This is a genomic window from Niastella yeongjuensis, from assembly GCF_900110245.1.
In the GTDB taxonomy this organism is placed as follows: Bacteria; Bacteroidota; Bacteroidia; order Chitinophagales; family Chitinophagaceae; genus Niastella; species Niastella yeongjuensis.
The window spans coordinates 428,284-454,895 of the sequence record NZ_FOCZ01000001.1 but is presented as its reverse complement, the minus strand read 5'-3'; the positions used below and the strand labels follow the sequence as shown (position 1 = coordinate 454,895).

General features: G+C 44.8%; 24 protein-coding genes. 8 read left to right on the top strand and 16 right to left on the bottom strand.

Annotation, left to right across the window (positions count from 1 at the left end; all coding sequences use genetic code 11):
• Positions 1–83: 83 nt before the first annotated feature.
• Positions 84–2,000 carry an acetate--CoA ligase gene (acs, locus tag BMX95_RS02090; RefSeq protein ID WP_081199091.1) on the top strand — a complete coding sequence of 639 codons (1,917 nt, stop codon included), beginning with the start codon at positions 84–86 and terminating at the stop codon, positions 1,998–2,000.
• 207 nt (positions 2,001–2,207) lie between these two features.
• Complete coding sequence (locus BMX95_RS02085; RefSeq protein WP_081199093.1) at positions 2,208–4,238, top strand: RagB/SusD family nutrient uptake outer membrane protein; 2,031 nt, start codon at positions 2,208–2,210, stop codon at positions 4,236–4,238.
• Positions 4,239–4,685: 447 nt separating this feature from the next.
• Here BMX95_RS02085 and BMX95_RS02080 read toward each other — a convergent pair whose 3' ends face one another.
• From BMX95_RS02080 to BMX95_RS02060, 5 genes are all read right to left on the bottom strand, one after another.
• On the bottom strand, positions 4,686–5,243 hold the full coding sequence (locus BMX95_RS02080) for a L,D-transpeptidase family protein (RefSeq protein WP_081199095.1): 558 nt from the start codon (positions 5,241–5,243) through the stop codon (positions 4,686–4,688).
• 240 nt (positions 5,244–5,483) lie between these two features.
• Complete coding sequence (locus BMX95_RS02075; RefSeq protein ID WP_081199096.1) at positions 5,484–6,320, bottom strand: outer membrane beta-barrel protein; 837 nt, start codon at positions 6,318–6,320, stop codon at positions 5,484–5,486.
• A gap of 28 nt (positions 6,321–6,348) precedes the next feature.
• Entirely contained in the window at positions 6,349–7,476 is a 1,128-nt protein-coding gene (locus BMX95_RS02070) for an anti-sigma factor (RefSeq protein WP_081199098.1), read from the bottom strand.
• On the bottom strand, positions 7,466–7,951 hold the full coding sequence (locus tag BMX95_RS02065; RefSeq protein WP_081199100.1) for an RNA polymerase sigma factor: 486 nt from the start codon (positions 7,949–7,951) through the stop codon (positions 7,466–7,468). Before BMX95_RS02065 ends, BMX95_RS02070 begins: the two co-directional genes overlap by 11 nt.
• A gap of 148 nt (positions 7,952–8,099) precedes the next feature.
• On the bottom strand, positions 8,100–8,324 hold the full coding sequence (locus BMX95_RS02060; RefSeq protein WP_081199102.1) for a hypothetical protein: 225 nt from the start codon (positions 8,322–8,324) through the stop codon (positions 8,100–8,102).
• 253 nt (positions 8,325–8,577) lie between these two features.
• On the opposite strand from BMX95_RS02060, the gene kbl reads away from it, so the two are divergent.
• A complete protein-coding gene (gene kbl / locus BMX95_RS02055; RefSeq protein WP_081199104.1) occupies positions 8,578–9,783 on the top strand; it encodes a glycine C-acetyltransferase in 1,206 nt (401 codons plus the stop codon).
• Between the two features lie 80 nt (positions 9,784–9,863).
• On the opposite strand, the gene BMX95_RS02050 is transcribed toward kbl, so the two are convergent.
• The gene (locus BMX95_RS02050; protein ID WP_081199106.1) at positions 9,864–10,244 is read right to left on the bottom strand and encodes a RidA family protein; all 381 of its coding nucleotides are present in this window, start codon (positions 10,242–10,244) and stop codon (positions 9,864–9,866) included.
• A gap of 76 nt (positions 10,245–10,320) precedes the next feature.
• On the opposite strand from BMX95_RS02050, the gene BMX95_RS02045 reads away from it, so the two are divergent.
• From BMX95_RS02045 to BMX95_RS02030, 4 genes are all read left to right on the top strand, one after another.
• Positions 10,321–10,956, top strand: coding sequence for a 3-hydroxyacyl-CoA dehydrogenase family protein (locus BMX95_RS02045; RefSeq protein WP_081199108.1), 636 nt, complete (start codon positions 10,321–10,323; stop codon positions 10,954–10,956).
• Positions 10,957–11,105: 149 nt separating this feature from the next.
• Complete coding sequence (tsaB, locus tag BMX95_RS02040) at positions 11,106–11,795, top strand: tRNA (adenosine(37)-N6)-threonylcarbamoyltransferase complex dimerization subunit type 1 TsaB (RefSeq protein WP_081199110.1); 690 nt, start codon at positions 11,106–11,108, stop codon at positions 11,793–11,795.
• Between the two features lie 105 nt (positions 11,796–11,900).
• Positions 11,901–12,248, top strand: coding sequence for an ArsR/SmtB family transcription factor (locus BMX95_RS02035; protein WP_014222809.1), 348 nt, complete (start codon positions 11,901–11,903; stop codon positions 12,246–12,248).
• Positions 12,249–12,346: 98 nt separating this feature from the next.
• Entirely contained in the window at positions 12,347–13,753 is a 1,407-nt protein-coding gene (locus tag BMX95_RS02030; RefSeq protein ID WP_081199112.1) for an MBL fold metallo-hydrolase, read from the top strand.
• Between the two features lie 93 nt (positions 13,754–13,846).
• On the opposite strand, the gene BMX95_RS02025 is transcribed toward BMX95_RS02030, so the two are convergent.
• The 8 genes from BMX95_RS02025 to BMX95_RS01990 form a co-directional block, all read right to left on the bottom strand.
• On the bottom strand, positions 13,847–14,509 hold the full coding sequence (locus BMX95_RS02025) for a response regulator transcription factor (protein WP_081199114.1): 663 nt from the start codon (positions 14,507–14,509) through the stop codon (positions 13,847–13,849).
• Positions 14,510–14,842: 333 nt separating this feature from the next.
• Complete coding sequence (locus tag BMX95_RS02020) at positions 14,843–15,727, bottom strand: lysophospholipid acyltransferase family protein (protein ID WP_081199116.1); 885 nt, start codon at positions 15,725–15,727, stop codon at positions 14,843–14,845.
• A gap of 99 nt (positions 15,728–15,826) precedes the next feature.
• A complete protein-coding gene (locus BMX95_RS02015; RefSeq protein ID WP_081199118.1) occupies positions 15,827–17,290 on the bottom strand; it encodes a RapZ C-terminal domain-containing protein in 1,464 nt (487 codons plus the stop codon).
• Positions 17,291–17,427: 137 nt separating this feature from the next.
• Positions 17,428–19,875: a bifunctional YncE family protein/alkaline phosphatase family protein gene (locus BMX95_RS02010; protein ID WP_081199120.1), complete on the bottom strand. Its 2,448-nt coding sequence runs from the start codon at positions 19,873–19,875 to the stop codon at positions 17,428–17,430.
• 143 nt (positions 19,876–20,018) lie between these two features.
• Positions 20,019–20,744, bottom strand: coding sequence for a nucleotidyltransferase family protein (locus BMX95_RS02005; RefSeq protein WP_081199122.1), 726 nt, complete (start codon positions 20,742–20,744; stop codon positions 20,019–20,021).
• 11 nt (positions 20,745–20,755) lie between these two features.
• The gene (nadB, locus tag BMX95_RS02000) at positions 20,756–22,363 is read right to left on the bottom strand and encodes an L-aspartate oxidase (protein WP_081199124.1); all 1,608 of its coding nucleotides are present in this window, start codon (positions 22,361–22,363) and stop codon (positions 20,756–20,758) included.
• A gap of 62 nt (positions 22,364–22,425) precedes the next feature.
• Complete coding sequence (locus tag BMX95_RS01995; RefSeq protein WP_081199126.1) at positions 22,426–23,208, bottom strand: hypothetical protein; 783 nt, start codon at positions 23,206–23,208, stop codon at positions 22,426–22,428.
• A 22-nt stretch (positions 23,209–23,230) separates the two neighbouring features.
• Complete coding sequence (locus BMX95_RS01990; protein ID WP_081199128.1) at positions 23,231–24,193, bottom strand: aldose 1-epimerase; 963 nt, start codon at positions 24,191–24,193, stop codon at positions 23,231–23,233.
• Positions 24,194–24,255: 62 nt separating this feature from the next.
• Here BMX95_RS01990 and galK point away from each other — a divergent pair, with 62 nt between their 5' ends.
• A complete protein-coding gene (gene galK, locus BMX95_RS01985) occupies positions 24,256–25,401 on the top strand; it encodes a galactokinase (protein WP_081199130.1) in 1,146 nt (381 codons plus the stop codon).
• Positions 25,402–25,444: 43 nt separating this feature from the next.
• Here the strand turns inward: galK and BMX95_RS01980 are convergent, their stop codons facing one another.
• Together BMX95_RS01980 and BMX95_RS01975 are read right to left on the bottom strand one after the other, a co-directional pair.
• Positions 25,445–25,945: a GyrI-like domain-containing protein gene (locus BMX95_RS01980; RefSeq protein WP_081199132.1), complete on the bottom strand. Its 501-nt coding sequence runs from the start codon at positions 25,943–25,945 to the stop codon at positions 25,445–25,447.
• 138 nt (positions 25,946–26,083) lie between these two features.
• The gene (locus BMX95_RS01975; RefSeq protein WP_081199133.1) at positions 26,084–26,572 is read right to left on the bottom strand and encodes a DinB family protein; all 489 of its coding nucleotides are present in this window, start codon (positions 26,570–26,572) and stop codon (positions 26,084–26,086) included.
• Between the last annotated feature and the right edge of the window lie 40 nt (positions 26,573–26,612).

The window sequence follows — 26,612 nt, the reverse complement described above, 5'->3', positions numbered from 1 at the left end:
AAAATAGAACTAAGAACTCGGAATTAAGAACTGGTATTTTATTCGTAATTTGAAACCCTAAAATTAAAAGGGAACAGATTGTTATGTCATATCCTTATCAGATCAAAACAGCGGACCAATACAAAACGGCGTACGAAAAAAGTGTTAACGATCCCGAAGGCTTCTGGGCTGAAATAGCTGCCAGTTTTTACTGGCGTAAAAAATGGGATAAAGTGCTGGAGTGGGATTTTAAAACACCAACCATAAAATGGTTTGCCGGTGGTAAACTCAATATTACCGAAAACTGCATCGATCGTCACCTCGGCACCTTAGGTAATACGCCTGCTATTATTTGGGAACCCAACGATCCTGAAGAACATCACCGGGTGTTAACGTATCGCGACCTGCATGCCAAGGTTTGCCAGTTTGCCAATGTGCTTAAGAACAACGGCGTTAAAAAAGGCGACCGCGTTTGTATTTATATGGGCATGGTGCCTGAGCTGGCCATTGCAGTACTGGCCTGTGCACGCATTGGCGCTATACATTCTGTCGTATTTGGCGGATTCAGCGCGCAAAGCATTGCCGATCGTCTGCAGGATGCCAAAGCTGAATTTGTAGTTACCTGCGATGGAGCGTTCCGCGGTAATAAAGAAATTCCATTAAAAGGTGTAATTGACGATGCCCTGGTACAATGCCCCTTTGTAAAAAGGGTGATTGTTTTAACCAGAACACGCACACCGGTATCTATGATAAAAGGCCGCGACGTATGGTGGGAAGATGAGATCAAGATCGTGGAAACACAGGGCAACCCTGACTGTGTAGCCGAGGAAATGGATGCGGAAGACATGCTGTTTATTTTATACACCTCCGGTTCAACCGGTAAACCTAAAGGAGTAGTACATACTGTTGGCGGTTATATGGTGTATAGCAATTATAGTTTTGTAAATGTGTTTCAATACCAGCCGGGCGAGGTGCATTTCTGTACGGCAGACATCGGCTGGATAACCGGGCATAGTTATATTGTATATGGCCCATTAAGCGCCGGTGCTACTTCGCTGATGTTTGAAGGCGTGCCTACCTGGCCCGATGCCGGCAGGTTTTGGGAAATAGTAGATAAGTTCAAAGTAAATGTATTGTATACCGCGCCTACGGCTATTCGCTCTTTGATGGGCTTTGGGCTCGATCCATTGAAAGGCCGCAGCCTTACCTCCCTGAAAGTACTGGGGTCAGTAGGGGAACCCATCAATGAAGAAGCATGGCATTGGTTCGATGATAATATTGGAAAGAATAAATGTCCCATTGTTGATACCTGGTGGCAAACAGAAACCGGCGGCATTCTTATTTCCAACCTGGCTGGGGTAACACCGGCCAAACCCGCCCATGCCACCCTGCCTTTACCGGGCGTTCAGCCTGTGCTGGTAGATGAGAACGGGAAAGAGATCACCGGCAATTCAGTAAGCGGAAATCTTTGTATTAAATTCCCCTGGCCGGGCATCCTGCGTACCACGTATGGCGATCATGAACGTTGCCGCCTGAACTATTTTGCTACCTACGAAAACCTGTATTTCACCGGTGATGGTTGCCTGCGCGATGAAGCCGGCAATTATCGGATAACCGGCCGGGTAGATGATGTGCTGAACGTAAGCGGTCACCGCATTGGGACTGCCGAAGTGGAGAATGCCATTAACATGCACGCCGGCGTTGTAGAAAGCGCTGTAGTGGGTTATCCGCATGATATTAAAGGGCAGGGTATTTATGCCTTTGTAATTTACCAGGGAGCCCATGGCGGCGATGAAGCGCTTGGACGGAAAGATATTACCCAAACCGTTGCTCGCATTATAGGTGCCATTGCCAAACCCGATAAAATTCAATTTGTAAGCGGGTTGCCAAAAACAAGAAGCGGTAAGATCATGCGTCGCATCCTGCGCAAGATCGCCGAAGGCGAAGTTGATAAACTGGGTGATACCACTACTTTGCTGGATCCGGCAGTGGTGGAGGAAATTGCCAAAGGAAGATTGTAAGCAATAAATAGGAATTAATTAATATTCGTAAAGCCCCCCGATACATCGGGGGGCTTCGTGTTGCTATATACGATACTATATAGGTACTTATCCTGATGTGACAAAATACCATTTTACGGCTATTGCAAGTGCTGGGGCCTTACTATACATTTGCCCGTTTTACGACAAATGATCTTTACCTAAAATCTGATATAATAATTTAAACCTATGCTGAAGAAACAGATCCTTACTCTATGTACTCTTTTCACATTGGTGTTGGCTTGCTCTAAAAAGGACAAGGACGATTCACCTCCTGCAAATGCTGCTGTTAAAGCAATACAGGATTATCTTTCACAAACAGACAGTGTAAAAACCTTTGGCGCTTCGTTTCAGTCAGTAAAATTTGCTGACGCTGATGTGAGCGGGGGGCTTACCGTTTTTGCTCCTGTAGACTATGCTATTACCAGTTACAATCCCAATGGCCGGATAGAAGCTGCTTCCCTTACAGCAGATGAAGTAAAGGACCATGTGGTAAAAGGCATTATTAAAAAAAGCGACCTTACCAATGGTAAAAAACTGACTACCATAAGTGGAAAAGAGCTGTTGGTTACTGTTGACGGAGGTAACATCATGGTGAACGGAGCGCTTATTCTGAAAAGTAAAGAAGATGCATCGTTTGCGGTTTATAACCTGGACAACGTGCTTTGTAAAAAGCCAGGTAATGCCGAAATAACCGTGTTTGATGCCACGCAATGGTCAACTACCGATACCTTGGGTAAAGTAGCTGCGAATGCTGATGTTGCCCTGTACACCAGCCGTAAAGATTTTATAAACAACCCTACACAGCCTGCCTATACCGGTAAAACCGATGCCAATGGTAAAATAACTTTTACCAACCTGCCAGCTGGTACTTACTACCTGGTTACAAAAAAAGATGACAAGCTCAATTTTTTTGAACCGGCATTGATCAATGGTGAGCTGTTTGCTTATAAACCAATTGGCATTTTTCAAAATCAAAATCAGTTAAGTACATTACCACGTTTGGGGAGTCAGGGAGTTGGTGACTTTATTTTCCTGGATGCTAATTTCGATGGGATCGTTAATACAAACGATAAAACATGGGTACCTTTTGAAGTGGTAGTGGCCAGCAACAAAACGGTACAGGTAAAATCAATGGTCGGGTATCTGAAGAATCAGATCGCATTGCCATTTACCAGTAAAACGGATGCCCAACAATACCTTACCTCTGTATATCAGTCATTACTTGGCTGGCACCAGTTGCAGACAGTATTGGATGGTATGATGAGTGATGATGCCGATTGTAATACTTTACCTGATTTCTGTGCATTTGATAATTTTAGTTTTAATCCGGCAACCAGTAGCCAGATACTTCTCTTTTATCAAAATGGTTATAACTACATTGCTATGCTGAACAGGCTGATCAATAATGTTCCTGCCCTGAATCTGTCATCAGCAGAGACGAATGAGCTTGTTGGACAAGCCAAAGGTTTGCGTGGCTTTATATACTACGAACTGGCTACTTATTTTGGCGGGTTGCCTTTACAAACCGGTGGAACCGATTATAACCTGAGCCGTGCTCCTGTAGAAGCTACCTATGCCTTTATCAAGAATGATATTGGCGATGGCATCTCTCTTTTACCGGCCCGCTATGTTAATGCCGATCGTAACAAAATAAACGCCGATGCATGCCGCCTGTTGATGGCCCGTGTAGCCATGGCGCAAGGTGATTATACAAGAGCCAAACAATTCACCAACGATCTGATAGCAGGCGGTAACTATAATCTGATGCCGGCTGGCAGTATTTTTATCAGCGATGACAATATGGAGATCATCTGGAATATAGGATCTGGATTTATGACGGGTTATATTCCGTTTTTTAATGCAGGCAGCTCAAAAACTTTCTGTCCTGTTGGCCGCTTTACCGAAGTGTTGCTGATCAATACAGAAGCGCGGGTAAATCTAGGTGAACTCGATGCAACCTATGTAAATCTATTACAGGCTCGCAGCGGCGGGCAATCTGTTTCATTTAGTGATCCTGCCGGGGCAAGAGACGCTGTTCAGATGGTATGGAAAAGCGAAATGCCGCGCGAGGGACAACGATTTGCCAAACTGGTGAAATGGGGTAAAGCCGCTGCAATATTGGGTGCTAAAGGATACAAAGACTATAATGCTTTGTTGCCCATTCCAACTTCGGCGCTTGTAAGAAACCCAATGCTTACTCAAAATCCAGGATTCTAATGTTGTTTTAATAAACAGAATTCTGTCCACCAAAGGAGCAATTCTTTGGTGGATTTTTTTTGCTGAAAAATTGATGAAGAAGGGAAAAAGAAAACCCCACTGGCTGGAGTATGTGGGGTCTTCATAGAGACGGAAACATTGACCGTTTTCTAAAGCCAACGTCCTTTATGGATTGTTTTGTCTCACATATTAATGGTCCCGAAAAACGGAACTAGTTGCATATGCAATATACGGTCCAAATAGCAAACTAGGTTGGGCTAAACCCGCTAATAAATATCAACATGACAATAAAGTAACCCGGAATGTTGCTGCTGTCCCAAAAATAGAAGATAAACCAGTAATAGTACTATGCTGGTCTGCGTAAAAAGCCTTGCATATGCGTAGTGATAGACACCCGCCCACTGGGTGTTTACGAAACACATCAATGTTGTATATAATGAAATAGTTTTAACGCTGAATGATCACTTTGGTACCAATGGGCGTTACCTCATCCAGTTCATCGAGGTCTTCATTTTTTAATGCTACACAGCCATTGGTCCAGTTGGTAAAATCATCTACCACAAGGTCGTCATGTGGCCAGGTACCGTGTATGGCTATACCACCGCCAATTTTTGCGCTTTGCGGAATTATTCCTTTCGCTTTGCGGTCTTTGAATTTCGCATAGCTTTCTGCTGTAGGGTAATCCAGCATAAGCATCTTATGCCATTTCTGGTGAGGTCTTTTAGATAGTATTTTGAAGGTGCCTTCGGGTGTACGACGGTCGCCCTCGGTGAGTTTGTCGGAAAGATCTTTGTTGCCGAATACAACGGGATAAGTTGCATACCAGCCTTCTGCATCATACACCTTCAATTCATAATCAGATTTGTCAACGATCAAATACACGTCGCCCACAGGCTTCGATCTGAAAATATTCCTTTTAATAACCCTTCTTTCAATGGTTTTAAAAGCTGCTAATCCGGATACAACAATAACAATAAGGCCAGCTATAAGCCATTTAGATTTCATAAGTAAACCTGGTTTTAAGCGTAAAGACCAAGCAATGATTAATGGGTTTAAACCTGAATGAAAGATATTTCACCAATCACAACGGCATTGGTACCCATTTATTTTTTTTGCAGGGTCTTTTAACACAATTTTTTTCTGATTTTCGGATCGCAAAAATAGGGCCATTGAAAATCAAATAAAAAAAACGTCCTGATAAAAGTCAGGACGTTTTGCAGATCATGGCTATGTTACTTACTGTTATCAGTTGCTTAAACGCAATCCAAAGTTGTAGGGGCGCTGGTCGAGGCCTTTCGCAAACATGCTTTCTGTCGCATACGAACCGTATAATTTTACCGGGCCCAAAGCTAATTCAGCTATATAAGACAGTTTCCATTGCCTTAAATCAAAATCGTCGTGTTCTTTTTCTTTGCCATCGGTGTTGGTGATGGTTTTTTGCCGGCTCGAATACAGGTAGCCGGCGCTGGCACCTACGCTTAACCCAAATCCATGTTTACGATGTGGGGTAAAATTGAAGTTGAGCATAAGCGGAATGGTTACATAATCGGCGGCCAGTTTATTTTTTGAGTAGTTCCGCGTATTATCCAGCACCACCACGGTAGGGTTGGTTTGATACAGGATCGGGTCATCGTAGCGGTAATTGTTTAATTCTATCCCCAGGCCGTATTTAAGGTTTACAATGCCTTTAACGATATTCAGCTTTTGCATAAAGGCCCAGATGCTTACGTTCACTGATTTGCCGCTGCGTAATTTGAATTGGTCTTTGCCAAGACCGGGAGCGAACCCGTCGGGCCCCTGTATGGCGCTGCTTTTATAATCGGTTTGGTCGTTGTAGTTGGCAAAACCCAGGTCTATGATACACCAGTTGGTGCTTATGCGCGAAGGTTTGTGATCGCGGTGGTATGTTCTGACGTTACTGCTGTCGTTATTGTTGTTGCCTTTGTGTTTTTTAATAATGATCATCCCGCCTACACGAATGGTATCATTTTCATTATCGTTCCCTTTTGCGGTGGAATCGGTTTGGGCCAGGCCGGTTAAGCACATACTAATCCCTATCAGGAGTATAATTACCTGTTTCATCTTTGCTGATTTAACTATTTTAATTGTATTATTTTATGGCAAACTCAAGGTTGGCTATGCGGATGCCTGCCTTGCCATTATCATCGGGGCTGGTTACTTTATCAACAACCCGTGATACTTTTCTAAAAAAACCTCTTAATGGTGTTTTATTCACCGATGCTGTCAATACAGCTGTTTGTGAATGCACTGGTTCTTCATCTGGTTCTACGGTTGCTGTTTGGAGAGCTATTGATTGGCGTACCGTGTTAGTAATGACAGTGCCTTCCACTTCAGGCCGCTCATACAATTTGCCAACAGCTACATCAACCGTACTGGCGGATAAGGATTTTTCATTGTTGCCTGCAGGAACTTCTTCCGGTTGTTGTTCTACTTGTTGTACGTATAACGCTGACTGAATGTTACCTGGTTTTGAAATATTTTTCCTGCTCTCCTTTACAATATCATTGTTTTCCCGCTGGGGAGCTACAGCCACATCGGCTTGTGGGGACTTGCTGTCGATAACTACTGATGGCTGCGGTTGCGCTGTTGGTTTTGTTGTTGGCGCTGTCACCACGTCGTTTTTATCAGCCACAAAGTGCGTGGAAGCATAAAAGAGCACACTGCCCATAGTGAGTAGTACAACGGCTGCAGCCGTAAAGCGGTACCAGGAGAATACGATCACCCTGGCATCATCTTCTTCTGAACGATACAGGTAAGATTTATCAGGGAAGGTGAGCGCGTTATCGGGCACCAGTTTCACCTGCTGTATCAATTCAAAGTCTGCCTGGTATTGTGGATGTTTATATACAAACTGTTCAACTTTATCTTTTTCCTCATTGGTTAATTCATCATCACCGTATAAAACAAAATACTCCTCACAGTTGCGCTCATTGATGTCATTGGTAACCGTATGTTTAAACAGGCTTTCTTTTTGGTCAAAAACAATGCCTTCATCGGGCCGCAGTACCGACTGCTGCAACATCACCAGCTCTTCTTCAAGGTCGGGATTTTGTTGTATGAACTGTTCCACTGCCATGCGTTCATTTGCATGCAGCTCCTCATCTATATACATTACGAAATACGCTTCGTAGTTGTCACGGGTAATTTCAACTTCCTGGCCGCCTCCGGTGGGGAAGTTGAAATCAGCTGTTCTTATATGGTAACAGTTAAATGACATTTTCTGGTTTTACCAAATAGTTCTTTAATTGAATCCGGGCGCGGTGAAGATACACTTTTACCTGGCTTTCGTTCAATCCGGTAATTTGTCCGATCTCTTCATACGAATACCCCTCATAGTCTTTCAGTAATACGAGTGAACGTTGTGTTTCGTTCAGCCGGCTTAAGGCTTCTTCCAGAATTTTACGGGTATTGTACATGGGTTTGTCCAGCACCTGTGTTTCTTCTTTGAACTCATCGCGTAACTGCACCCGTTTGGCTTTACGCAAATGATCGATCATTTGGTTATAAGCAACCGTAAACAGAAAACTTTTGCATTTGGCATTGTCCACATCAGCCCGGTTCCGCCACATTTTTTCGAACGCAGCCTGCACAACATCCCGGGCATCCTCTTCATGACGAAGATTTTTAAGGATGAACCGGTATACGTTGTCCGCATACTCAGCTACGCATTGATTATACTCTTTCTCGGTCATAAGCAGAACCTGTCTGTTATTCTGTTAGTGTAAAGGTGGTACGAACCGGGGCGTTAAAAAGTTACAGGGAATTTAAAAGAAAATGGAAAAAAAGATCCCCCCGGCTCAGCCGGAGGGATCTCCCTATAGAAATGTTGATTGTCATAAGTTAAAATTGAGCATTTGCTGCTATAGCCCGGCTCAGCGATTCCCAGATCAAAAAATCGGTCTGGCTGCTGCTTTTATTGGTATTGCTGTTACAGCAATCCTTGACTGATTTCAGGCATTCCCGGCTAACGGGTTTTTTAGAGGTATGCGTTGTGGCAAAAACAAATATTCCAGCCAAAGCCACCAATAGTATGAGGGTTGAACGGATAAAGGTTTTCTTCCACATAATGCATCGTTTTGTATTATAAGACGAAGTTATGGGGGTTTTGTTACAGTTTTTTTAATAAAAAGTTAGAATTACCACAAAGTGGTATGTTGTTTTTCCCAGTTGAAAAAATTAAGTTATACGATTTGAATGAATTAGGCCGTTGCTGTTGAAACAGTGATGTGGGGAAAAATTTCCGGGCACCGGTGCCATTTTGCTGCGCCTCACATTGACTATTATTACATTTGTGGCATTACAAAAAACTACATGCTCCATGAATGAAAAATTAGTAAAACGCCTGGCCGATGAGCTGACCGAGATAAAGGCAGCCGGTTTGTTTAAGACAGAGCGTATAATTGAGTCGCCACAGGGCGCTGAGATCACAGTGAATGGTAAAACGGTGCTTAATTTCTGCGCTAACAACTATCTGGGCTTATCATCGCACCCCAAAGTAACTGAAGCCGCCAAGAAGTATGTTGATCTCCGGGGATACGGGATGAGCAGCGTGCGGTTTATTTGCGGAACCCAGGACATTCATAAAGAACTGGAACAAAAGATATCAGCCTTTTTGGGTACTGAGGACACAATTCTGTATGTAGCAGCCTTCGATGCTAACGGGGGTGTGTTTGAACCGCTTTATAATGAGCAGGATGCTATTATCTCCGATGAGCTGAACCACGCCTCCATCATCGACGGGGTGCGTTTGTGTAAGGCCCAGCGGCTCCGTTATAAACATAATAACATGGCCGACCTGGAGGAGAAACTGAAAGAGTCACAATCGTGCCGTAACCGCGTTATTGTTACCGACGGTTCGTTTAGCATGGATGGCACCATCGCCCAACTGGATGCTATTGTTGCACTGGCGGAAAAATATGATGCGGCCGTTATGATCGATGAAAGCCATTCAAGCGGCTTTTTGGGAAAAACGGGCCGTGGTACACATGAATACCGGGGGGTAATGGGAAAAATTGATATCATCACCGGCACCCTGGGTAAAGCCCTGGGCGGCGCATCGGGTGGTTTTACCAGCGGACGTAAAGAAGTGATTGAGATGCTGCGGCAGCGTTCGCGCCCTTATTTGTTCTCCAATACACTGGCGCCGGGCATTGTAGGGGCCTCTATTGCGGTGCTGGACCTGTTGAGCGAAACCACTGAATTGCGCGATAAATTAGAATACAATACCAAATACTTCCGCAGTAAAATGACGGAGGCCGGCTTCGACATAAAACCCGGCGACCATCCTATAGTGCCTATTATGCTGTATGATGCCGTTATAGCCCAGAACTTTGCAGCCCGCCTGCTCGATGAAGGGATTTATGTGATTGGCTTCTTTTATCCCGTGGTGGCCAAAGGACAGGCGCGTATTCGCGTGCAATTGAGCGCAGCCCACGAACAGCAGCACCTGGATAAAGCTATTGCAGCCTTTGCAAAGATCGGTAAGGAGCTGGGTGTGCTGAAGACAACCGAGAAGGTTAATTAGTTAACAAGTTAACAGGATAATACAAGTCCGGGAGGAGCTTATACATACAGCACCTTCCGGACTTTACATTTGTGTTCACCCTATTTAGCTGCGATCATACTTATTTCCACATTCACATTCCGGGGCAGGCCTTTAACGGCTACGGTTTCCCGGGCCGGGTAATTACCGGTAAAATATTTACCATACACTTCGTTCACGGCAGTAAAATGCGACATATCACTCAGGAAAATGGTTGTCTTTACAATGTGACTGAAGTCGTAACCCGCTTCGGTTAAAACGGCCTGGAGGTTCTTCATTACCTGATCGGTTTCACCGGCTACATCGGTAGCTTCCACTGTGCCGGTGGCAGGATTGATAGGCACCTGGCCTGAAATGAATAACAGATTTCCGGCCTGTACAGCCTGGCTATATGGGCCAATGGGAGCTGGCGCCTGGGTGGTGGTAATTATTGTTTTTTGCATGTTTCAAAGATAAGGGCCGTCTGCCTTCTGCCGTCTGCCTTTTCTTCCTTTCTTTGCGGATAAATTCAGAAAGCCCATGACAGTGGCCATTTTAGCCGACGCTATACTAAAACAGGAATTATTGACCAAAAAGCTGCCGGATGCCATAACGGTGGTTTGGGTTGACTCGGTTCGTTCATTGACCATTGCAGATGCCGATGTATACATAGACCTGTTATTTGAACAGGACGTGGAAAGAACGCAACAGTTGAAACGGTTGTTGCCAAAACCAGTAATGATCAATGCCGTGCCCTGGACAACCAAAAAAACTGGCGCCGATTTTATTCGCATAAATGCCTGGCCGGGTTTATTACAGCGGCCAGTAACCGAAGTGGCGTTGCCTGCCAGGATAAATGAGGCTTCCATAAAAGCCATCTTTGAACAGCTGCAATGGCAATATGTGCTGACGCCCGATATTCCGGGTATGATCACTGCCAGGATATTGGCCGCCATCATCAATGAAGCGTATTATACTTTGGGCGCAGCAGTAAGCACAAGAGAAGAAATTGATATTGCCATGAGGCTGGGCACCAGCTACCCGTATGGTCCGTTTGAATGGAGCGAAAAAATAGGGTTGAAGCGGGTGTATGAACTATTGGTTGAATTAAGCAGTGAGGATAAACGTTATATGCCTGCGGCTGAATTAACAAAGGCAGTAGGCAGTGGGCAGTAGGCAGTGGAGGAAGGCGGAGGGCAGAAGGCAGAGGGCAGAAAGACAATACAGCTCACGATTTTGCTTTAACCCTGTATTTGCTTACGGCTTAAAGCTTATAGCTTACAGCTTGTATTTAAAACCAGGAAGTAATTTTTTATAAACAGATCATGATATTAAGCATAGATACAGCTACAGATCAGGCAAGTGTAACCATAGCAGAAAACGGAGTTGTAATAGGGACGCTCACTAACGATAATCAGAAGGACCATGCAGCCTGGATACAAATGGCCATTAACGACTTATTACAGCAAAAAGGGATTGCCATGCAGCAGCTTCAGGCCATAGCCATAACTGCCGGACCTGGCTCCTATACTGGCTTACGTGTAGGTATGGCAACAGCCAAAGGATTGTGTTTTGCACTACAAATACCGCTCATAACAATTAATACGTTGCAGGCAATGGCTTATGCAGTCATCGATCAACTGGGTAGTAAAGTGGCGCATATGGAGCCACCGCTGTGTTATTGCCCAATGATAGATGCCCGTCGTATGGAAGTGTTTACTGCAGTGTATGATGAGCAGTTACAGGAAATCATAAGCCCTAAAGCGATGATACTTGATGAATTAAGTTTTAAAGAAGAGTTAAATGATCGATCGCTCATATGCTTTGGAAATGGCAGTTTTAAGTGGGAAAATGTGAACAGGTATCCTAACGTTCTATTTATAAGTGAAAAAATAGATATTGCTAAATCGCTTGCTAAACTAGCCGCCAGCTTGCATTTGATGCAGAATTTTGCCAACTTGGCGTACACTGAACCCGTTTATCTAAAAGAATTTTACACTTATATCAAAAAATGACCAAATGAAACTTTTATCCTCCTTTCATCCCTAGCATATCAAAATTCTTGTAAATTTGATCTTTAGCGTTATCCTATTAAATATCTTAAAAGCTCTGATGTGCACATGAACGTAACAACCAATTACTCCATGGTCTTAAATGCAGATGGTGGGGATGGTGAATCGGTAAAAGTTGACTTCCTGAACCTGAAAAAGGCTGCGATGATACTTCGCGCCTTGAACCACAAGCTGCGTCAACAGATCGTCAAACTAATCGATGAGAACAAGCGTCTTACCGTGACGGAGATCTATGTACGTCTACGGTTGGAACAGTCCGTTGCTTCCCAGCACCTCGCTATTTTACGTAGAGCAGGTATCGTGAAAACTGACCGGGATGGTAAATTCATTTACTATTCTGTTAACAGCTCACGGGTTGCTCATATCATGAAATGCGTGGACGACCTCAACATCTGATAAGACGGAGACATCAAATTTGTAAAACAGGTAACCTGTAGCTCAAAAGGCTACGGGTTAACTTGTTATGGTATACCTTTGCACCAAAATAAGACTACATGTTTATAAAGCAACTGTATACCGGCTGTTTAAGTGAAGCAGCCTATTACATTGAAAGTGATGGTGTTGCGGCTATAGTTGACCCCCTTAGGGACATTGACAGTTATGTTCAGCTTGCCCGGGAACGGAATGCTGAGATCAAATACATCTTTGAAACCCATTTTCACGCCGATTTTGTAAGCGGCCACCTCGATCTGCAAAAAGCTACCGGTGCGCCCATTGTTTACGGTCCTAAAACAGAAACCAATTTCCCCATACACCTGGCAAAAGACGGAGAAAGCTTTCCATTAGGCAAGGCGTCTATCGAAGTATTGCATACGCCCGGCCATACCATTGAAAGCACCTGTTACCTGCTGCACGATGAAACCGGTAAAGCCCAGGCGGTATTTACCGGCGATACCCTTTTTGTAGGTGAAGTTGGCCGACCCGACCTTAGCAGCGGCAATTTAGACAAGTACGACCTGGCTTCTATGCTGTTTGATTCCTTAAGCCAAAAGATCGCCACGTTGCCCGATGATGTAATTGTATACCCGGCCCATGGCCCTGGGAGCAATTGTGGTAAGAACCTGGGACCCGGCACTTCAAGCACCATAGGGGAGGAAAAGCAAAATAACTATGCCCTGCAGCCCCAAACGAAAGACGAGTTCATAAAGGCCGTATTAGCCGATTTACCGGCCGCTCCCTCGTACTTCCCCATCAATGCAAAAATCAATAAAGAGGGCTACGATAGCCTTGAGAAGATCTTAGAGACGGCGCTAACTCCTTTGAGCGTGGCCGATCTTAAGAAGTGGCTGACCAATGAAGACAATATCCTGCTCGATACCAGAAGCGCCGGTGAATTTACCAAAGGCTTTGTACCCGGTTCTATCAGCATCGGTTTAGAAGGCCGCTTTGCCGAATGGGCCGGAAGTTTATTGCCATTCGATAAACCCATTGTGCTGGTAACTGATGAAGGACAGGAAAAAGAAAGCGTGGTGCGGTTAGCACGTGTTGGTTTTTCGCAAATACATGGTTACCTGGCCGGTGGAGTAGAAGCCTGGCGCAATGCCGGTGAAGAAGTAGACCTCATCATAGATGTAGAAGCAGATGAATTGGCTATGGACCTGCCTTACGATGATCACCTGGTCCCGGTAGACGTACGGCGCGAAACCGAATTTGCAGATGGTCATATCCGCGGTGCCGTGAACATTCCTTTAAATGAACTGACCGATCCCGGTTCTATGGCCAATATTGAAGAGAACCAGAATTTATACGTCTATTGCGGCAGTGGTTACCGTAGTGTAATTGCAGCGTCGTTGATGAAGCGGCAGGGCATTCACAACCTGCGAAATGTATTGGGCGGTTTCAATGCCATTCGTTTACAGCAAGGCATTGAAATAGTGAAAGATAGTAGTGTATTAAACTAGTTGAACCATAGTATGTCAGTCAAAAAAGCGAAATGAGTCAGCCCTACTACTGACTCATTTCACTACTGACTAACATAACTGATTTGTCTGAAGCTATACGTGTACAATATTATTCTTGATGGCAAATAATACCAGGCCTACCCTGCTTTTAACATTCAACTTTTCAAATAAAGCGTCGCGATAGCCGTCGATAGTGCGGGCGCTAAGGAACATTTTTTCTGCTATTTCCTTATAGGTCATTTCCGAGCAAACGAATTTCAGAAAATCAATTTCACGTGCGTTCAGTGAAACAATGCTTTTTAGTGCTTCATCAGATTCATCTAATTGACTAACAGCATGAATGAGTTTACCGGTGATCAACTCTGAGTAAAAAAAACCTTTTCGCAAAAGCGAATCGAGCACCCGTCGAAACTGCAGGGGGTCAATATCTTTCAATATATAACCTTTACTGCCGTTTCTCATCATCCTGATGATCGAATGCTCGTTATCGTACTGCGATAAGGCAAGGATCTTGATACCGGGATAATTACGTTTTAGCCAAAGGGCTGTTTCGTAACCATCTCTTTCCGGCATGGTGATGTCTTGTACAACAACTTCCTGTAAGTACCTGGGTTGTAATTGTTTGATAAAATCTTTTCCATTGTTGGCCTCAAAAAGAATAGCGTAGGTTTCGAGGCCCCGGATTAGATTGGCAAGTCCGTTGCGTAGCAGAATGTGGTCATTTACAACAGCCACGCTTGCATTAGTCTTAAGCATAATGGTTAAGGGTTTAATGTGAGGAAAAGGGTAGGGCAAGAATTCCTGTAGTTGCTATTGATGGGATACTGGTAAGATTCAATTGTGCACTGACTAATCAGGCCCAGCTCTGCTTTTCCGGGACCTTAACCAAAATTAATATATTCATTTTTATCCTGCAATGTTAAATCTGCTCATTTACCCTATTCGTTATTGTTACTGTTATAACCCTAAACAGAAATTGATCAGGATTAAGAGTTATGCTGTTTCTTCCTGATGAACGTTAGTACTTAAAACTTTGCAACGTGAATTTTTTATTAATTCAGCAACGAATTGTAGTTGAAAAAACTGATCTTAATCATGAACTACCAATTTGTTGTATTCTTCTTTCCATTCGCGTTTCCAGCGGCGGTGGCTCCACAGCCACATATCGGGTTGTTGCCTGATAACATTTTCAAGGTACCGGGCATACCGTAAAGTAAGTTGTCCCTTGGGCAGGGAGGCGGGTTGGTCTTCAGCCAGCGTTAATACAACTTTGTAATAACCACGGCGTGGCTTTTCTATATTGGCGAATACAACCGGAATATTACCGGCATGTGCGCCGGTTTCGGGGCCATTGACAAATGGCGTGATCTTTCCGAAAAAGCTCAGCCAAAAACATTTATCCGGATTTGATGGCGCCTGATCGGCCACCAGTCCAATGCAGTATTGCTCGTGGCGCCAGTGCATCATAGACTTGCGCATTTCTGTAGCAGGTATTAAAACGGAACCGGATTTTGAGCGGATCTTTTTGAACAGGCGATCAAACGCCTGATTTTTAATGGGCATATACACTCCCAGGAAAGTATAATTAACTTCTTTAGCGCAGGCGAGGTTAGCCCATTCCCAATTAAAAGTGTGGCCCAGGTGCACCTGACAACTGCGCCCGGTTTTATGCAGGTCGTTCAACACTTCCCAATTTCCACTTACCCGTTTTTTTATATAGCTGTCACTGGCCGACACCATTTTAATGGTCTCGATGAAAGTATCGATAAAATTATGGTAGAATTTGCTGGCGATCTTTTTGCGTTCAGCCAACGTTTTTTCAGGAAACACCAATTGCAGGTTCTCCATAACCACCTGGCGGCGATAACCAAAAATGCGGTATACAAACAAATAAAGGCCATCTGACAAGAGATATAATACACGCAGGGGTAACAACGACACCAGGTACAATAAACCGTAAACTAGATAATACATGGGCTGCAAAGATACAATTACAGGTGTAAGCCTAAAGCTAAAAGCTTAAGACAAATACAGTTAACGTCTGTAATGGGCATTTTGTTTGAGCGTGAATCTTTATGCTTTCTTTTCCCCGTTTACCCAGTTCTTTGCTTCCTGCTCCACATGTTTCAACTCAACTTTAACCTTGAACTTGTTGCGCAGGTGACGGGCCAGGGCATCGGCTGCATACACGCTGCGGTGCTGGCCACCCGTACAGCCAAAACTTACACTAAGGCTGTCAAAACCACGACGAATATAATCTTCCACCGAGATGTCGACAATGTCGAACACGCTGTTCAGGAACTCCGTCATGCGGGTTTGTTGTTCCAGGTAATCCTTAACCCCTTTATCGCGACCAGTTTGTGATTTGAATTGGTCTATGCGGCCCGGATTTAAAATACCGCGGCAGTCAAATACATAGCCGCCACCGTTGCCGGATGGATCTCCGGGAATGCCTTTTTTGAAGGAAAAACTGTGCACCTTCACTACCAGCGGCGTTTCATCATCTGCAATTAATGGGGTGAACCGGTCGATGATCTCATCACTTACACACAGCTGTAACACTTTGCTGAATTCCGGTACGGCAATACCCAGACTTTGGTCGTTGATGAACGAGCGCAAATTTTTGAGGGCTTGTGGAATACTGGTCAGGAATTGTGCTTTGCGTTCAAACAACCCCCGGAAGCCATAAGCCCCCAGCACCTGTAACAGTCTGATGAGCACATACCCATTGTACTGGCTTTTGAACAGGTCGCGGTTAACCTGCTCATTTACTATGTGTTCAAAAGAGTTGATGTAATCGTTCAGCAGGCGGTCCTTCCAGTCATCGGGGAGGTTGGCGCGTGCCTGCCAGATGATACTGGCTACATCGTACTGCGGAGCACCCTGCATACCACCCTGGTAATCGATAAAGTGTACCGTATCATCAGACGATACCAGAATGTTGCGGCTTTGAAAGTCGCGGAACATAAAGTATTTATATTCTGTATGCGTGAGGTAAGTGCTCAACGCTTCAAAATCATCGATCAGTTTTTGCTTGTCGTATGGTTTACGCAACGCATCCAGGAAATAATATTTGAAGTACAGCAGGTCGGCCATAATAGCCTGTTTGCCAAATTCCTGGTTGGTAAGGCAGCGGGTATAATCGAGCCCCTCGTGGCCTTTTATCTGTAACAGGGCCAGTTGGTGCAGGCTCTTTTTAAAAAGATCATATATGTTATCGGTAAAGCCTTCTGCTTCGAGGCGGTTCAACAAAGAAACATCGCCAAAGTCCTGCTGCAGGTAAATGGTCTTATCATCTCCCAGCGCATAGATCTCCGGAACCGGAAGCTGTTGGTTATAAAAATGTTGGGAGAAATACAGGAAGGTTTCATTTTCTGGAATGTTATGGCCATGGGTGGCTATGGCAGTCCCTTTTGGGGCATGGATACGAAAATAACGCCTGTCTGAGCCGGATTGAGGTAGAATTTCTATACGTTCACAGGCAGCGCCGCTCCACTCGCTGTAGAGCTTATTGATTCCGTCGATTATTGATTGCATAGTGTTATTAGGTCGGTAAAAGTAAACTAATAACTGCTGGCCGGGTGCATAATACCGCATAAATTTTCCCCAAAGACAATACAGAAAGGGCCCGGGAATACACCCGGGCCCTTTCTACTTCATATCTGAATAAATGCTTAATCGTCGTCGCCGTCAGCTTCCTTGTTCAGCTTTACAAAAGCTGCCCGTTTGGGACCAGGGAAGGGAATGTTATCGCCTTTGAGGCCGTGCCATAATACAATGTTGAATTCCAGATCGGGCACGGCATCTTCTTTTTTCAGGTTGAACGCTTCAGACCGTTGCTGCCATTTATTCTGGGCCACGTTTTTCTCGTTCAGGTCAATGTTGGAAGACAGTGATTTGAACAGAGTTAAATCAGCAGTGGGGGTAAAACAACGGAACATAGGCGTAGCTGCCGCATCGTACTGGCTCATTGGCGGAATGCCCAGGATCAGTTCCATAGTGCGAAGCATAGAGGTAGTGGAATACATGGTATGATCAACATAGCGGCGTTTTACCAGGCCACCGGCAACATAAGCTGTGCTGCGGTGCGCATCCACATGGTCGGCACCATTTTGAGCATCGTCTTCAATTACAAACACGGCGCATTCTTTCCAAATGGGGCTTTGGCTCAGGTATTCTATAAACATACCTACGGCCAGGTCGTTATCGGCCACGTGCGCATAAGGCGTTGGCCGGCCTTTACGTAAACCTTCGGTATGGTCGTTCCCAAAACGAACTGAGTTGAAATGCGGCAGTTGATTATTGGCCAACAGGGAATCGAAATCTCTTTTCCACTGGTAAAAGCGAACGGTATCGCGGGTAGCCAGGTCCCAGCCGGTATAAGAAGCACAGAAGTGATCTTTTAAAACCGGGATGTTGGGTTTATAGTTATCGGCAAACTCGCCATAAGTACGATAGCTTACACCGGCCCGGTTGCAATGGTCCCAGAAAAAGCCTTTTTTATTGTTGGCAATCTCCCGGTTGCCTTCAGCCGAGTAAGTACCACCGCGGCCGCCATAGCTGGTGGGCCATGTTTTTTCGAGGTAGTCGGTAGCATAGCCGCCCATGGTCCAGTTATGACCATCGGCGCTTACTTCGCCATCAACATAAAAATTATCCAGCAGTACAAACTCTTTGGCGATGGCATGCAGGTTCGGCGTGATCTTTTCGCCAAACAAAACCAGTTTGGGATCGCCATTGCCGGTAGTGATATCGCCCAGCACCTGGTCGTACGTGCGGTTTTCCTTGATCACATAAAACACGTATTTAATAGGGGAGGCATCGCCTATTTTCATGGGAATGGGATTGCCTGGTTCACCCTGTGTTTGCAGTTCTTTTTCTTTGTTGTAAGGCGTATTGTCGTACACCATTTTTGAATAGCTGCTCATTTGTTGTTCAGACGGCTCGTCGATAATGCTCAACGTGCCTTTGAACAAACCGGCAATGTATTGTACGGCAGTGGGCTTTTTGCTATCGCCCTGTTGATAATTTACTTCTTCCTGGGTTTTAACCGGCTTGGGCCCATCGGGGTTGGCCAGGGAAGAAAAACCTTTGCCGTTGGCTACATATATTTTTTTGCCGATCACCTTTACACTTGTAGGGTACCAGCCGGTAGGAATAAATCCTTTTGATGAACTGGCTACCGGTTTGCTTACATCGAATACGGCCAGGCAGTTATTATCGGCATTGGCGATGTACAATGTTTTTTCATTGGCGCTTAATGCCAGTCCATTGGTGGTAGAACCATTGGGCGCATTGGGGTATAAAGCTGTATTGAACGTTTCAATTACTTTACGTTGTGCCACATCTATCACTGAAACCGAGTTGTCGTTGGCATTGGCAACATACAGTCTTTTGCCATTTTTGGTAAGACAGATCTCATTGGGATTGTCGCCTACTGCAATGGAATCGGTGATTGTTTTGCTGGCGGTATTGAACACCATTACTTTGTCGCCGCCCCACAGGGAGACGTACAGTTCGTTTTTATTGGGCGATAACTGGCAGGTATAGGCTTCAGCGGATAATTGTATCCGTTGTACTACTTTTTTTGCGGCCAGGTCAACAATGTACAGGCTGTTATTTTCCCGCGTTACTACGTACATCAATTTCTTTGCATCATCCAGTTCAATGCCGGCAGGCGCGATTTTAACGGGCCATTTGTCGCCCAGCCTGATGCTGTCGGCAGCCACCAGCTTTTTATCGGTGATGGCATATTGCAGGATCCAGTTGTCGTTTCCGCCGGAAGCATACAGGAATTTTTCATCGGCAGAAAACTTCAACCCATACCAGCTTTTGGGAATTATTTCGCTGTGCAATACCTGATCGGTCTTGGCATCGATGAGTTGTATGGATTGCACGCTTTGACCGTTGTTGGTAACTGCCAGGTATTTTTTGGAAGGTGATACAACCAGGTTCAATGGCAGATCGCCCAGTGGTAATGACCGGCCAACCGGTGTTAAATGCCATCCATTGGAAAGGGTAACCCGTTCATGCGTATTGGCATTATAGGGAGTTGGTTGTGCAATTGCTACAGAGGCACTAACTAATGAAATTAAAAAGGCTGCGAATGGGATTTTACTCATGTTCAATATCTAAAGAATAAAGATACTGTATTGAACCGGTGGCGGAGCGGGGTAATGATTTTTTAATATAATATGATGCTACCCGCCTACGCTAAAGCTTCGGCAGCACGAAGTCGGCGGGCGCAGCGCAAACGATTGCTTTGCTATTTACTGAATAACAATTCCGCTTCTGCCACCGAATCGGGTTTGCCTACATCAATAAATCGCGATCCGCTGTGATCGAACCCTTTTATAGTTTGGGTTCTGGCCAGATCGAGGTATACATCTACCATAGAGAATTTTCCTTCCTGCGATATCAATGAAAACAATTGTTTACTGATCACATGTATGCCACTGAATGCTTTGGGTAGGCAGGTGGCGTTTGTACGGGCTATTTTTTCCTCACCGGTTTTTATATTGCGCCAACCGCACAGGGTGCTGGCTTCATCGAATAAAAAATACCGGGAGGTGGTTCTGTTGGTTACTGCCAGTGTTGAAACCGGGTTTGTTTGCCGGTGAAAGGCAATGAGTTTACCCAGGTCCAGATTCGTTAATATATCTACATTGATCACAACAATAGTATCGGCAGTGAACAGGGGCGCTGCCTTTTTGAGGCCACCACCTGTTTCCAGTACTTCATCAGTTTCGTCGCTGATGGTGATGTGGCTGCCCCAGCCATTGTTTTTTTCAATAGCATCGACAATCTGGTCGGCAAAATGATGCACATTCACTACCACATTGGTAATGCCGTATTGTTGCAGGTACTCAACATTGTGCTGCAACAAACTTTTACCATGTACTACTGCCAATGCCTTGGGGTGTTTGTCGGTCCAGGGTTTGAACCGGGTACCCAGGCCGGCCGCGAAGATCATGCCTTGCAGATTGTTCATTGTTGACATCATTATAAAACAATATTCTGTACCAGCGTACTCTTGTACGGATAGTCGGTATTGAAATGCAATCCACGGCTTTCTTTGCGGAAGGCGGCGCATTTCACGATCAGGTACCCTACGGTGATCATATTACGCAGTTCGCAAAGCTGGGGCGATAAGGCGGTGGTTTGATACAGGGCTTCTGTTTCTTCCCACAACAGATCGAGGCGTTTGGCCGCCCGTTCCAACCTGATGTTGGTGCGCACTATCCCTACATAATCACTCATTACCTGTTGCAGCTCTTTTAAACTTTGGGTAATAAGGATCATTTCTTTTGGCTGGGTAGTGCCGGTGGCTTTCCAGTCAGGAATTAACTCCGCTTCTGTTGATCTTTCGATCGTTTTAATTTTTTCTGCCGCATCTACAAAACAACGATGGGCAAATACCATTGCTTCCAGCAACGAGTTACTGGCAAGCCGGTTGGCACCGTGTAAACCGGTACTGGCGCATTCGCCGGCTGCGTATAAGTTTTTTATAGAGGTGCGTCCCCATTCATCGGTTTTGATGCCACCACAGCTATAGTGTGCTGCAGGTGACACGGGTATATACTGGGTAGCTACATCGATGCCAATTGACTGGCATTTCTCATAAATGTTAGGGAAATGCTCAATGAATTTATCGGTGGGGATATGAGTAACGTCGAGGTACACATGTTCGGTACCGGTGATCTTCATTTCACTATCTATGGCGCGGGCTACAATATCGCGGGGAGCCAGGTCTTTACGCGGATCATAGCGTTCCATAAAGGCTTCGCCGTTCTTATTGCGTAAAATACCACCATCGCCCCGTACCGCTTCGGAGATCAAAAATGATTGTCCGCGTGCACCCGGTTCATACAGGGCAGTAGGGTGAAACTGGATGAACTCCATATTCTCGATACGACCCTTGGCGCGATACACCATGGCAATGCCATCGCCGGTTGCAATGCCTGGGTTGGTGGTTGAGCGATAAACCTGTCCGTTACCGCCACTGGCCAAAACAGTTATATTGGCCAGGATCTTTTCCATCTGGTTTGTTTTCAGGTTCAACACATACACCCCATAACATTCAATATGAGGGGTAGATTTAGTAACCAGGTAACCCAGGTGGTGTTGGGTAAGCAGGTCCACTACATAGCAGTGTTTTACGATCTCTATGTTGGACTGGTTTTGGGCTGCTTCCAACATGGCCCGTTCCATTTCGCGGCCCGTTACATCTTTATGGTGAAGGATGCGAAATTCGCTGTGACCGCCTTCTTTACCGAGTTTATAATCGCCATCAGACTCTTTATCGAATTGAGCGCCCCAGTCAATCAATTCCTGAATGCGGTCAACCCCTTCCTTTACCACAATTTCAACCACCTGTTTATTGCACAGGCCATCGCCGGCAATAAGGGTGTCTTCAATATGTTTATCGAAGCTGTCTTTTTCAAAATCCCATACACCGGCAATACCCCCCTGGGCGTATTTGGTATTGGTCTCATCTGCCTGTGTTTTGGTAATGACCAATACTTTTTTATCAGGGAAACGTTGTGCTGCCTTTAGTGCAAAAGTCAATCCGGCAATACCGGAGCCTATAACAAGAAAATCAGTTTGCATATTATTTCCTAAACCTCAAACCTAGTTAAAAATGCTTATTAATACAATGTTATACCGTTTGCTTAGTAGGTAATGGTATAAGCAAATTTCGATGGGTTCTCCAACAACTCAAGCAAATTGTATTTCATGGTCACTGTTTTTTTGTCGTCAGATAACTTAATGAGATCCTGGTTGCTGGATAACTTTACAGGACGGGGTAATTTAATGGTAGTGGTATACAGGATCTCCATGCCGGTACTGGTCAACTGTTTCAATTGTGCCATTTCGGGACGTTCAGTGAGCGCTTTGTATTTTGCCTCGTTTACCTTTTTTTCAATGGAACCGTTTTTAATGGTAACATCGTAAATGGCGGCAAAGTCGCCCATATCTGGTCCGTTAGGGGTGGGTGGTGCTGCCTGATCATCACCTTTGCCAAACATGCTTTTGAAAGCATTGGTTAACCCCTGGCTGCTGGTAGCTTTTCCACTCATCAACTGCTGCAGGCTGTTCAGGTTTTTATATGGAAAATTCAGATCCATTTTGAATACCTTTTCCTTGATATTCATCTGGAGTTTCATTTTACCATCTTTCAGCAACTCTTTTTGATCGGCGGGCATATCTTTAGCGGTGTCTACCATGCTTTTCCAGTAAATGGTTGTGTCAACCACTCTGTCGAGCCCTTCTTTTTTTAATTCTTCTTCACCAGCAAAGGTTTGCATCATATCTATCAGTTGACCCATATCCATTTTTTGAACATAAGTACCGGTGCCATCGGATTTGATCTCGATCTCCTCATTCACTTCATAGCAACTAACAAAAAAAACACAGATCGCTACGGTCAGGAAATATTTGAAAAACTTCTTCATTTACAGCTTATTTAAAGGCAAGTTAATCGTTTTCAGCCACTCCCGCCTGGTACCAAACCGTAAAAGTTTGTGAGCGGCTGGGTGTTAGCAGCTGCAGGCCCATGCCATTATTATAACAATCGGGTGCTGCACTTAGGTTTTCAACAGCTATGCTTTGGCGGTGTGGTGGGGTATAGATCTGGATATACGGATACAGGCTATTGGGAAAAATGGTAACATACACCGCATTAGCAGGATTGTATAGCACGGCTGCAGGTCTTTGGGCAACCGGTTTCACAACAAAACAATTGTCGAACTGGCGATCGCCGATAAGTATTCCTTCCATCAGCGTTTTTTCGGGAACGAGGGTTCCCGTAGGTATTAATTTTTCGTCGAACTCAACCATGGTCTCCGTGCTTACCTGCAGCTCATAATTATCGACAGGGCCGCCCAATGAAAAATAAGGATGCCAGCCGTCTGCCAGGGGTATCGACAGGCTATCGAGGTTTAGCACAATGGTTTCCAGCTGCAAAATGCTGCGGGGTAACAAGGTGTACCGTACTTCACAATTGTATTCGTAGGGATAACCGGGGTCTTCCCGTTTAAATTGATACCGGAGCGTTACACTGGCCTTGCTATCGTCGGCAAATTCATTTATTACCTTAAATGGTTTGTTGTAGAGCAGGCCATGGATGGCATTGCCATCGGTAAATTTGTTGGCAAACTCGAAATCTTCTTCTTCAAGCGTGTATTTTCCATCGCGCACCCGGCAAACAAAAGGTGATAGCTTGCTGCTTTTAAAGGAAACGGCCAATTCCTGCTGCACTTGTTCGTGGCTGGAGTAGTTGTCGATAATATTAAGGTGTTGGCCATTTACAGGAATTTGAAAGCTGTGCAACAGCGCGCCATATTCAGGTAGAACAGTAATGATTGTATTTGTTGCCTTATCTTGCAGCTTAACCAATGATAACCCGTTTTCAGTAACACGGGAAACGCTAAAACTCATAGGAATCAATTTAGGTACTACGGAAAATTTTTTAAAATTAATTCATCTAACGATATAGTAGCATGATTCAAAAAATACAACAGGCTTTTCGCGGGCGATTTAATAAAGAACCACTGGTCATTGGCGCCCCGGGCAGAGTAAACCTCATTGGTGAACACACCGACTACAACTATGGGTTTGTATTACCCGGCGCAGTGGATAAAAGGATCTACGTTGCCATTGCTCCCAATGAAACCAATACGGTAAATGTTTTTGCCAGTCAATTCAACGAGTCATATTCATTTTCTTTAGATATAACAGGCCCGCAAAAAGGTTGGATGAATTATTTGCTGGGCGTAAGCTATCATATTCAGCAGCAGGGAAAAAAGATCGGCGGGGTTGACCTGGTGATCGATGGCGATATTCCCGTAGGCGCCGGCATGAGCTCTTCTGCTGCCTTATGTTCTGCTTATGGTTTTGCACTAAATGAATTATTTAAGCTGGGACTGAGCCGGATGGACCTCGCTTTCATTGGTCAAAAAACCGAACACACGTTTGTTGGGGTGAAGTGTGGTATTATGGACCAGTTTGCCAGTTTACATGGAAAAAAAGGGCATGTGATGAAGCTTGATTGCCGCAGCCTGGAGTATGAATACATTCCTTTTGATTTTCCTGAGTACAAGATCGTACTGGTAAATAGTATGGTGAGCCATTCACTAGCCGGCAGTGAATACAATGTGCGCCGCCAGCAATGTGAAGAGGGGGTTGCTATTTTACAAAAGCATTATCCGGAAATTAAATCATTACGGGACGTAGAACCTGCGCAATTACTGCAACACCAGGACGAGTTACCACCCGTAGTGTTCGATCGTTGCTCATTTATAGTATATGAGAAAGAAAGATTGCTTAGAGGTTGTGATGCGTTAAAACAAAACGACCTGACCACTTTTGGTAAACTGATGTATGCCACGCATGAAGGACTGAGTAAAAAATATGCAGTGAGCTGTACCGAGTTGGATTTTCTCGCTGAATGTGCCCAGCATATTTCCGGTGTGGCCGGTGCCCGTATGATGGGTGGTGGTTTTGGTGGCTGTACTATTAATATTGTGCAGACTGATGCGGTAGATACCTTTACGCAAAAGATCCAGGCTGCATTTAACGGGCTGTTCAAAATAACGCCCGATGTATATGTGACGCAGATTGAAGGGGGAACGAATATATTGGCATAAAGTAACCGTGTCACGGTTCCAAATCGTGACACGGTTATAACGATCAGATATAAACCGGCAGGAGCCGCTTTTGGGCGCCTGGCCGGTTTTGTGTTTTTCCTGGCGATACCCCAATCTGGATCTCGGTCATATTCTTTTCAGGTTCTGCGAAATTTATGTTTAAGAACACTTCCCGGCACTCGTTGGTAATCGGTATATCGTGTTCGGCCAGCCGTTCCATAATTTGTGCATGACTGCCGGGCAATTGTTCCCAGGGGCCTTCATGCGGGAAAGTGATGGCCTTGAAAAAATCAAGCTCCTTTACCTGGAATCTGGATGAATGAAATGCTTTCCTGATCGGGACAGCTATTTCAAGCGTAAACCTGGTGTTGGCATTTCCATCCATTCCATAATAGATCCAATGCAGCGGACCATTGATAATACTTTTACGGCCTGCTTCTGCATAGAGTTCGGCCATAACCGGACCAAACTCATGTAATTGAGAAATGGTAGTTTGATGTATAGTGCTTAATACCGTTAAAGGCGGATAAGTTTTTATATGCATACAAATTACTTTTAAAGTGAATGAATAACCACGCTGCACTGTATTATAACGATTGGGAATGGTTCAATTGGACATGTTTTGCCCGAAACAGGAAAAAAGAGATATGAAGTAAGAAGTATGAGGTATGAAGAAAGAAGGCTACGCCAACGCTTCCTTTCCCCAGGCTACCCATTCTTCCCTGCTTGGGCCATACACCCCTGGAACTTTTAACCCGGCCATGCGCATCAGCACCGTCATTTGGCCACGGTGGTGAGCCTGGTGGGTGATCAATACCCAGAGCGAGAAACCATTTTTCCACGTAGCGCCATACATGTTTTGTTCTTCATCCAGTGTTTCATCGGTCCAATAGCTGATAAGAGCAGCTACCAGTTGGTCAGCGTATTTTTTATAATGTGTTACCAGTTCCTGAACAGTATTATAAGAAACGCTTTCTTCTCTTATCGGCAATCCCAGGTTGTGCGGCATTTCAGTTACTGTTTCAACAATATGATTGGCAAGTCGTCCCAGGGTGCGCCCACCGGGAATAGCAACGTGCAGCGATTCATCGGTTAAATTGCGGAAGATGTTTAAAGTGGCTTCGGTTTCTTCTTTCCAGCGGTCGAGAAAGTCATGAATAGTGCGTATCATCTGAATAATATTTATGTGTGAAGGTTGTTACCTCAAAGTA

Coding starts and splice junctions, on each gene's coding strand:
- acs (WP_081199091.1), top strand. CDS start 84: ATGTCATATCCTTATCAGATCAAAACAGCGGACCAATACAAAACGGCG.
- BMX95_RS02085 (WP_081199093.1), top strand. CDS start 2,208: ATGCTGAAGAAACAGATCCTTACTCTATGTACTCTTTTCACATTGGTG.
- BMX95_RS02080 (WP_081199095.1), bottom strand. CDS start 5,243: ATGAAATCTAAATGGCTTATAGCTGGCCTTATTGTTATTGTTGTATCC.
- BMX95_RS02075 (WP_081199096.1), bottom strand. CDS start 6,320: ATGAAACAGGTAATTATACTCCTGATAGGGATTAGTATGTGCTTAACC.
- BMX95_RS02070 (WP_081199098.1), bottom strand. CDS start 7,476: ATGTCATTTAACTGTTACCATATAAGAACAGCTGATTTCAACTTCCCC.
- BMX95_RS02065 (WP_081199100.1), bottom strand. CDS start 7,951: ATGACCGAGAAAGAGTATAATCAATGCGTAGCTGAGTATGCGGACAAC.
- BMX95_RS02060 (WP_081199102.1), bottom strand. CDS start 8,324: ATGTGGAAGAAAACCTTTATCCGTTCAACCCTCATACTATTGGTGGCT.
- kbl (WP_081199104.1), top strand. CDS start 8,578: ATGAATGAAAAATTAGTAAAACGCCTGGCCGATGAGCTGACCGAGATA.
- BMX95_RS02050 (WP_081199106.1), bottom strand. CDS start 10,244: ATGCAAAAAACAATAATTACCACCACCCAGGCGCCAGCTCCCATTGGC.
- BMX95_RS02045 (WP_081199108.1), top strand. CDS start 10,321: ATGACAGTGGCCATTTTAGCCGACGCTATACTAAAACAGGAATTATTG.
- tsaB (WP_081199110.1), top strand. CDS start 11,106: ATGATATTAAGCATAGATACAGCTACAGATCAGGCAAGTGTAACCATA.
- BMX95_RS02035 (WP_014222809.1), top strand. CDS start 11,901: ATGAACGTAACAACCAATTACTCCATGGTCTTAAATGCAGATGGTGGG.
- BMX95_RS02030 (WP_081199112.1), top strand. CDS start 12,347: ATGTTTATAAAGCAACTGTATACCGGCTGTTTAAGTGAAGCAGCCTAT.
- BMX95_RS02025 (WP_081199114.1), bottom strand. CDS start 14,509: ATGCTTAAGACTAATGCAAGCGTGGCTGTTGTAAATGACCACATTCTG.
- BMX95_RS02020 (WP_081199116.1), bottom strand. CDS start 15,727: ATGTATTATCTAGTTTACGGTTTATTGTACCTGGTGTCGTTGTTACCC.
- BMX95_RS02015 (WP_081199118.1), bottom strand. CDS start 17,290: ATGCAATCAATAATCGACGGAATCAATAAGCTCTACAGCGAGTGGAGC.
- BMX95_RS02010 (WP_081199120.1), bottom strand. CDS start 19,875: ATGAGTAAAATCCCATTCGCAGCCTTTTTAATTTCATTAGTTAGTGCC.
- BMX95_RS02005 (WP_081199122.1), bottom strand. CDS start 20,744: ATGAACAATCTGCAAGGCATGATCTTCGCGGCCGGCCTGGGTACCCGG.
- nadB (WP_081199124.1), bottom strand. CDS start 22,363: ATGCAAACTGATTTTCTTGTTATAGGCTCCGGTATTGCCGGATTGACT.
- BMX95_RS01995 (WP_081199126.1), bottom strand. CDS start 23,208: ATGAAGAAGTTTTTCAAATATTTCCTGACCGTAGCGATCTGTGTTTTT.
- BMX95_RS01990 (WP_081199128.1), bottom strand. CDS start 24,193: ATGAGTTTTAGCGTTTCCCGTGTTACTGAAAACGGGTTATCATTGGTT.
- galK (WP_081199130.1), top strand. CDS start 24,256: ATGATTCAAAAAATACAACAGGCTTTTCGCGGGCGATTTAATAAAGAA.
- BMX95_RS01980 (WP_081199132.1), bottom strand. CDS start 25,945: ATGCATATAAAAACTTATCCGCCTTTAACGGTATTAAGCACTATACAT.
- BMX95_RS01975 (WP_081199133.1), bottom strand. CDS start 26,572: ATGATACGCACTATTCATGACTTTCTCGACCGCTGGAAAGAAGAAACC.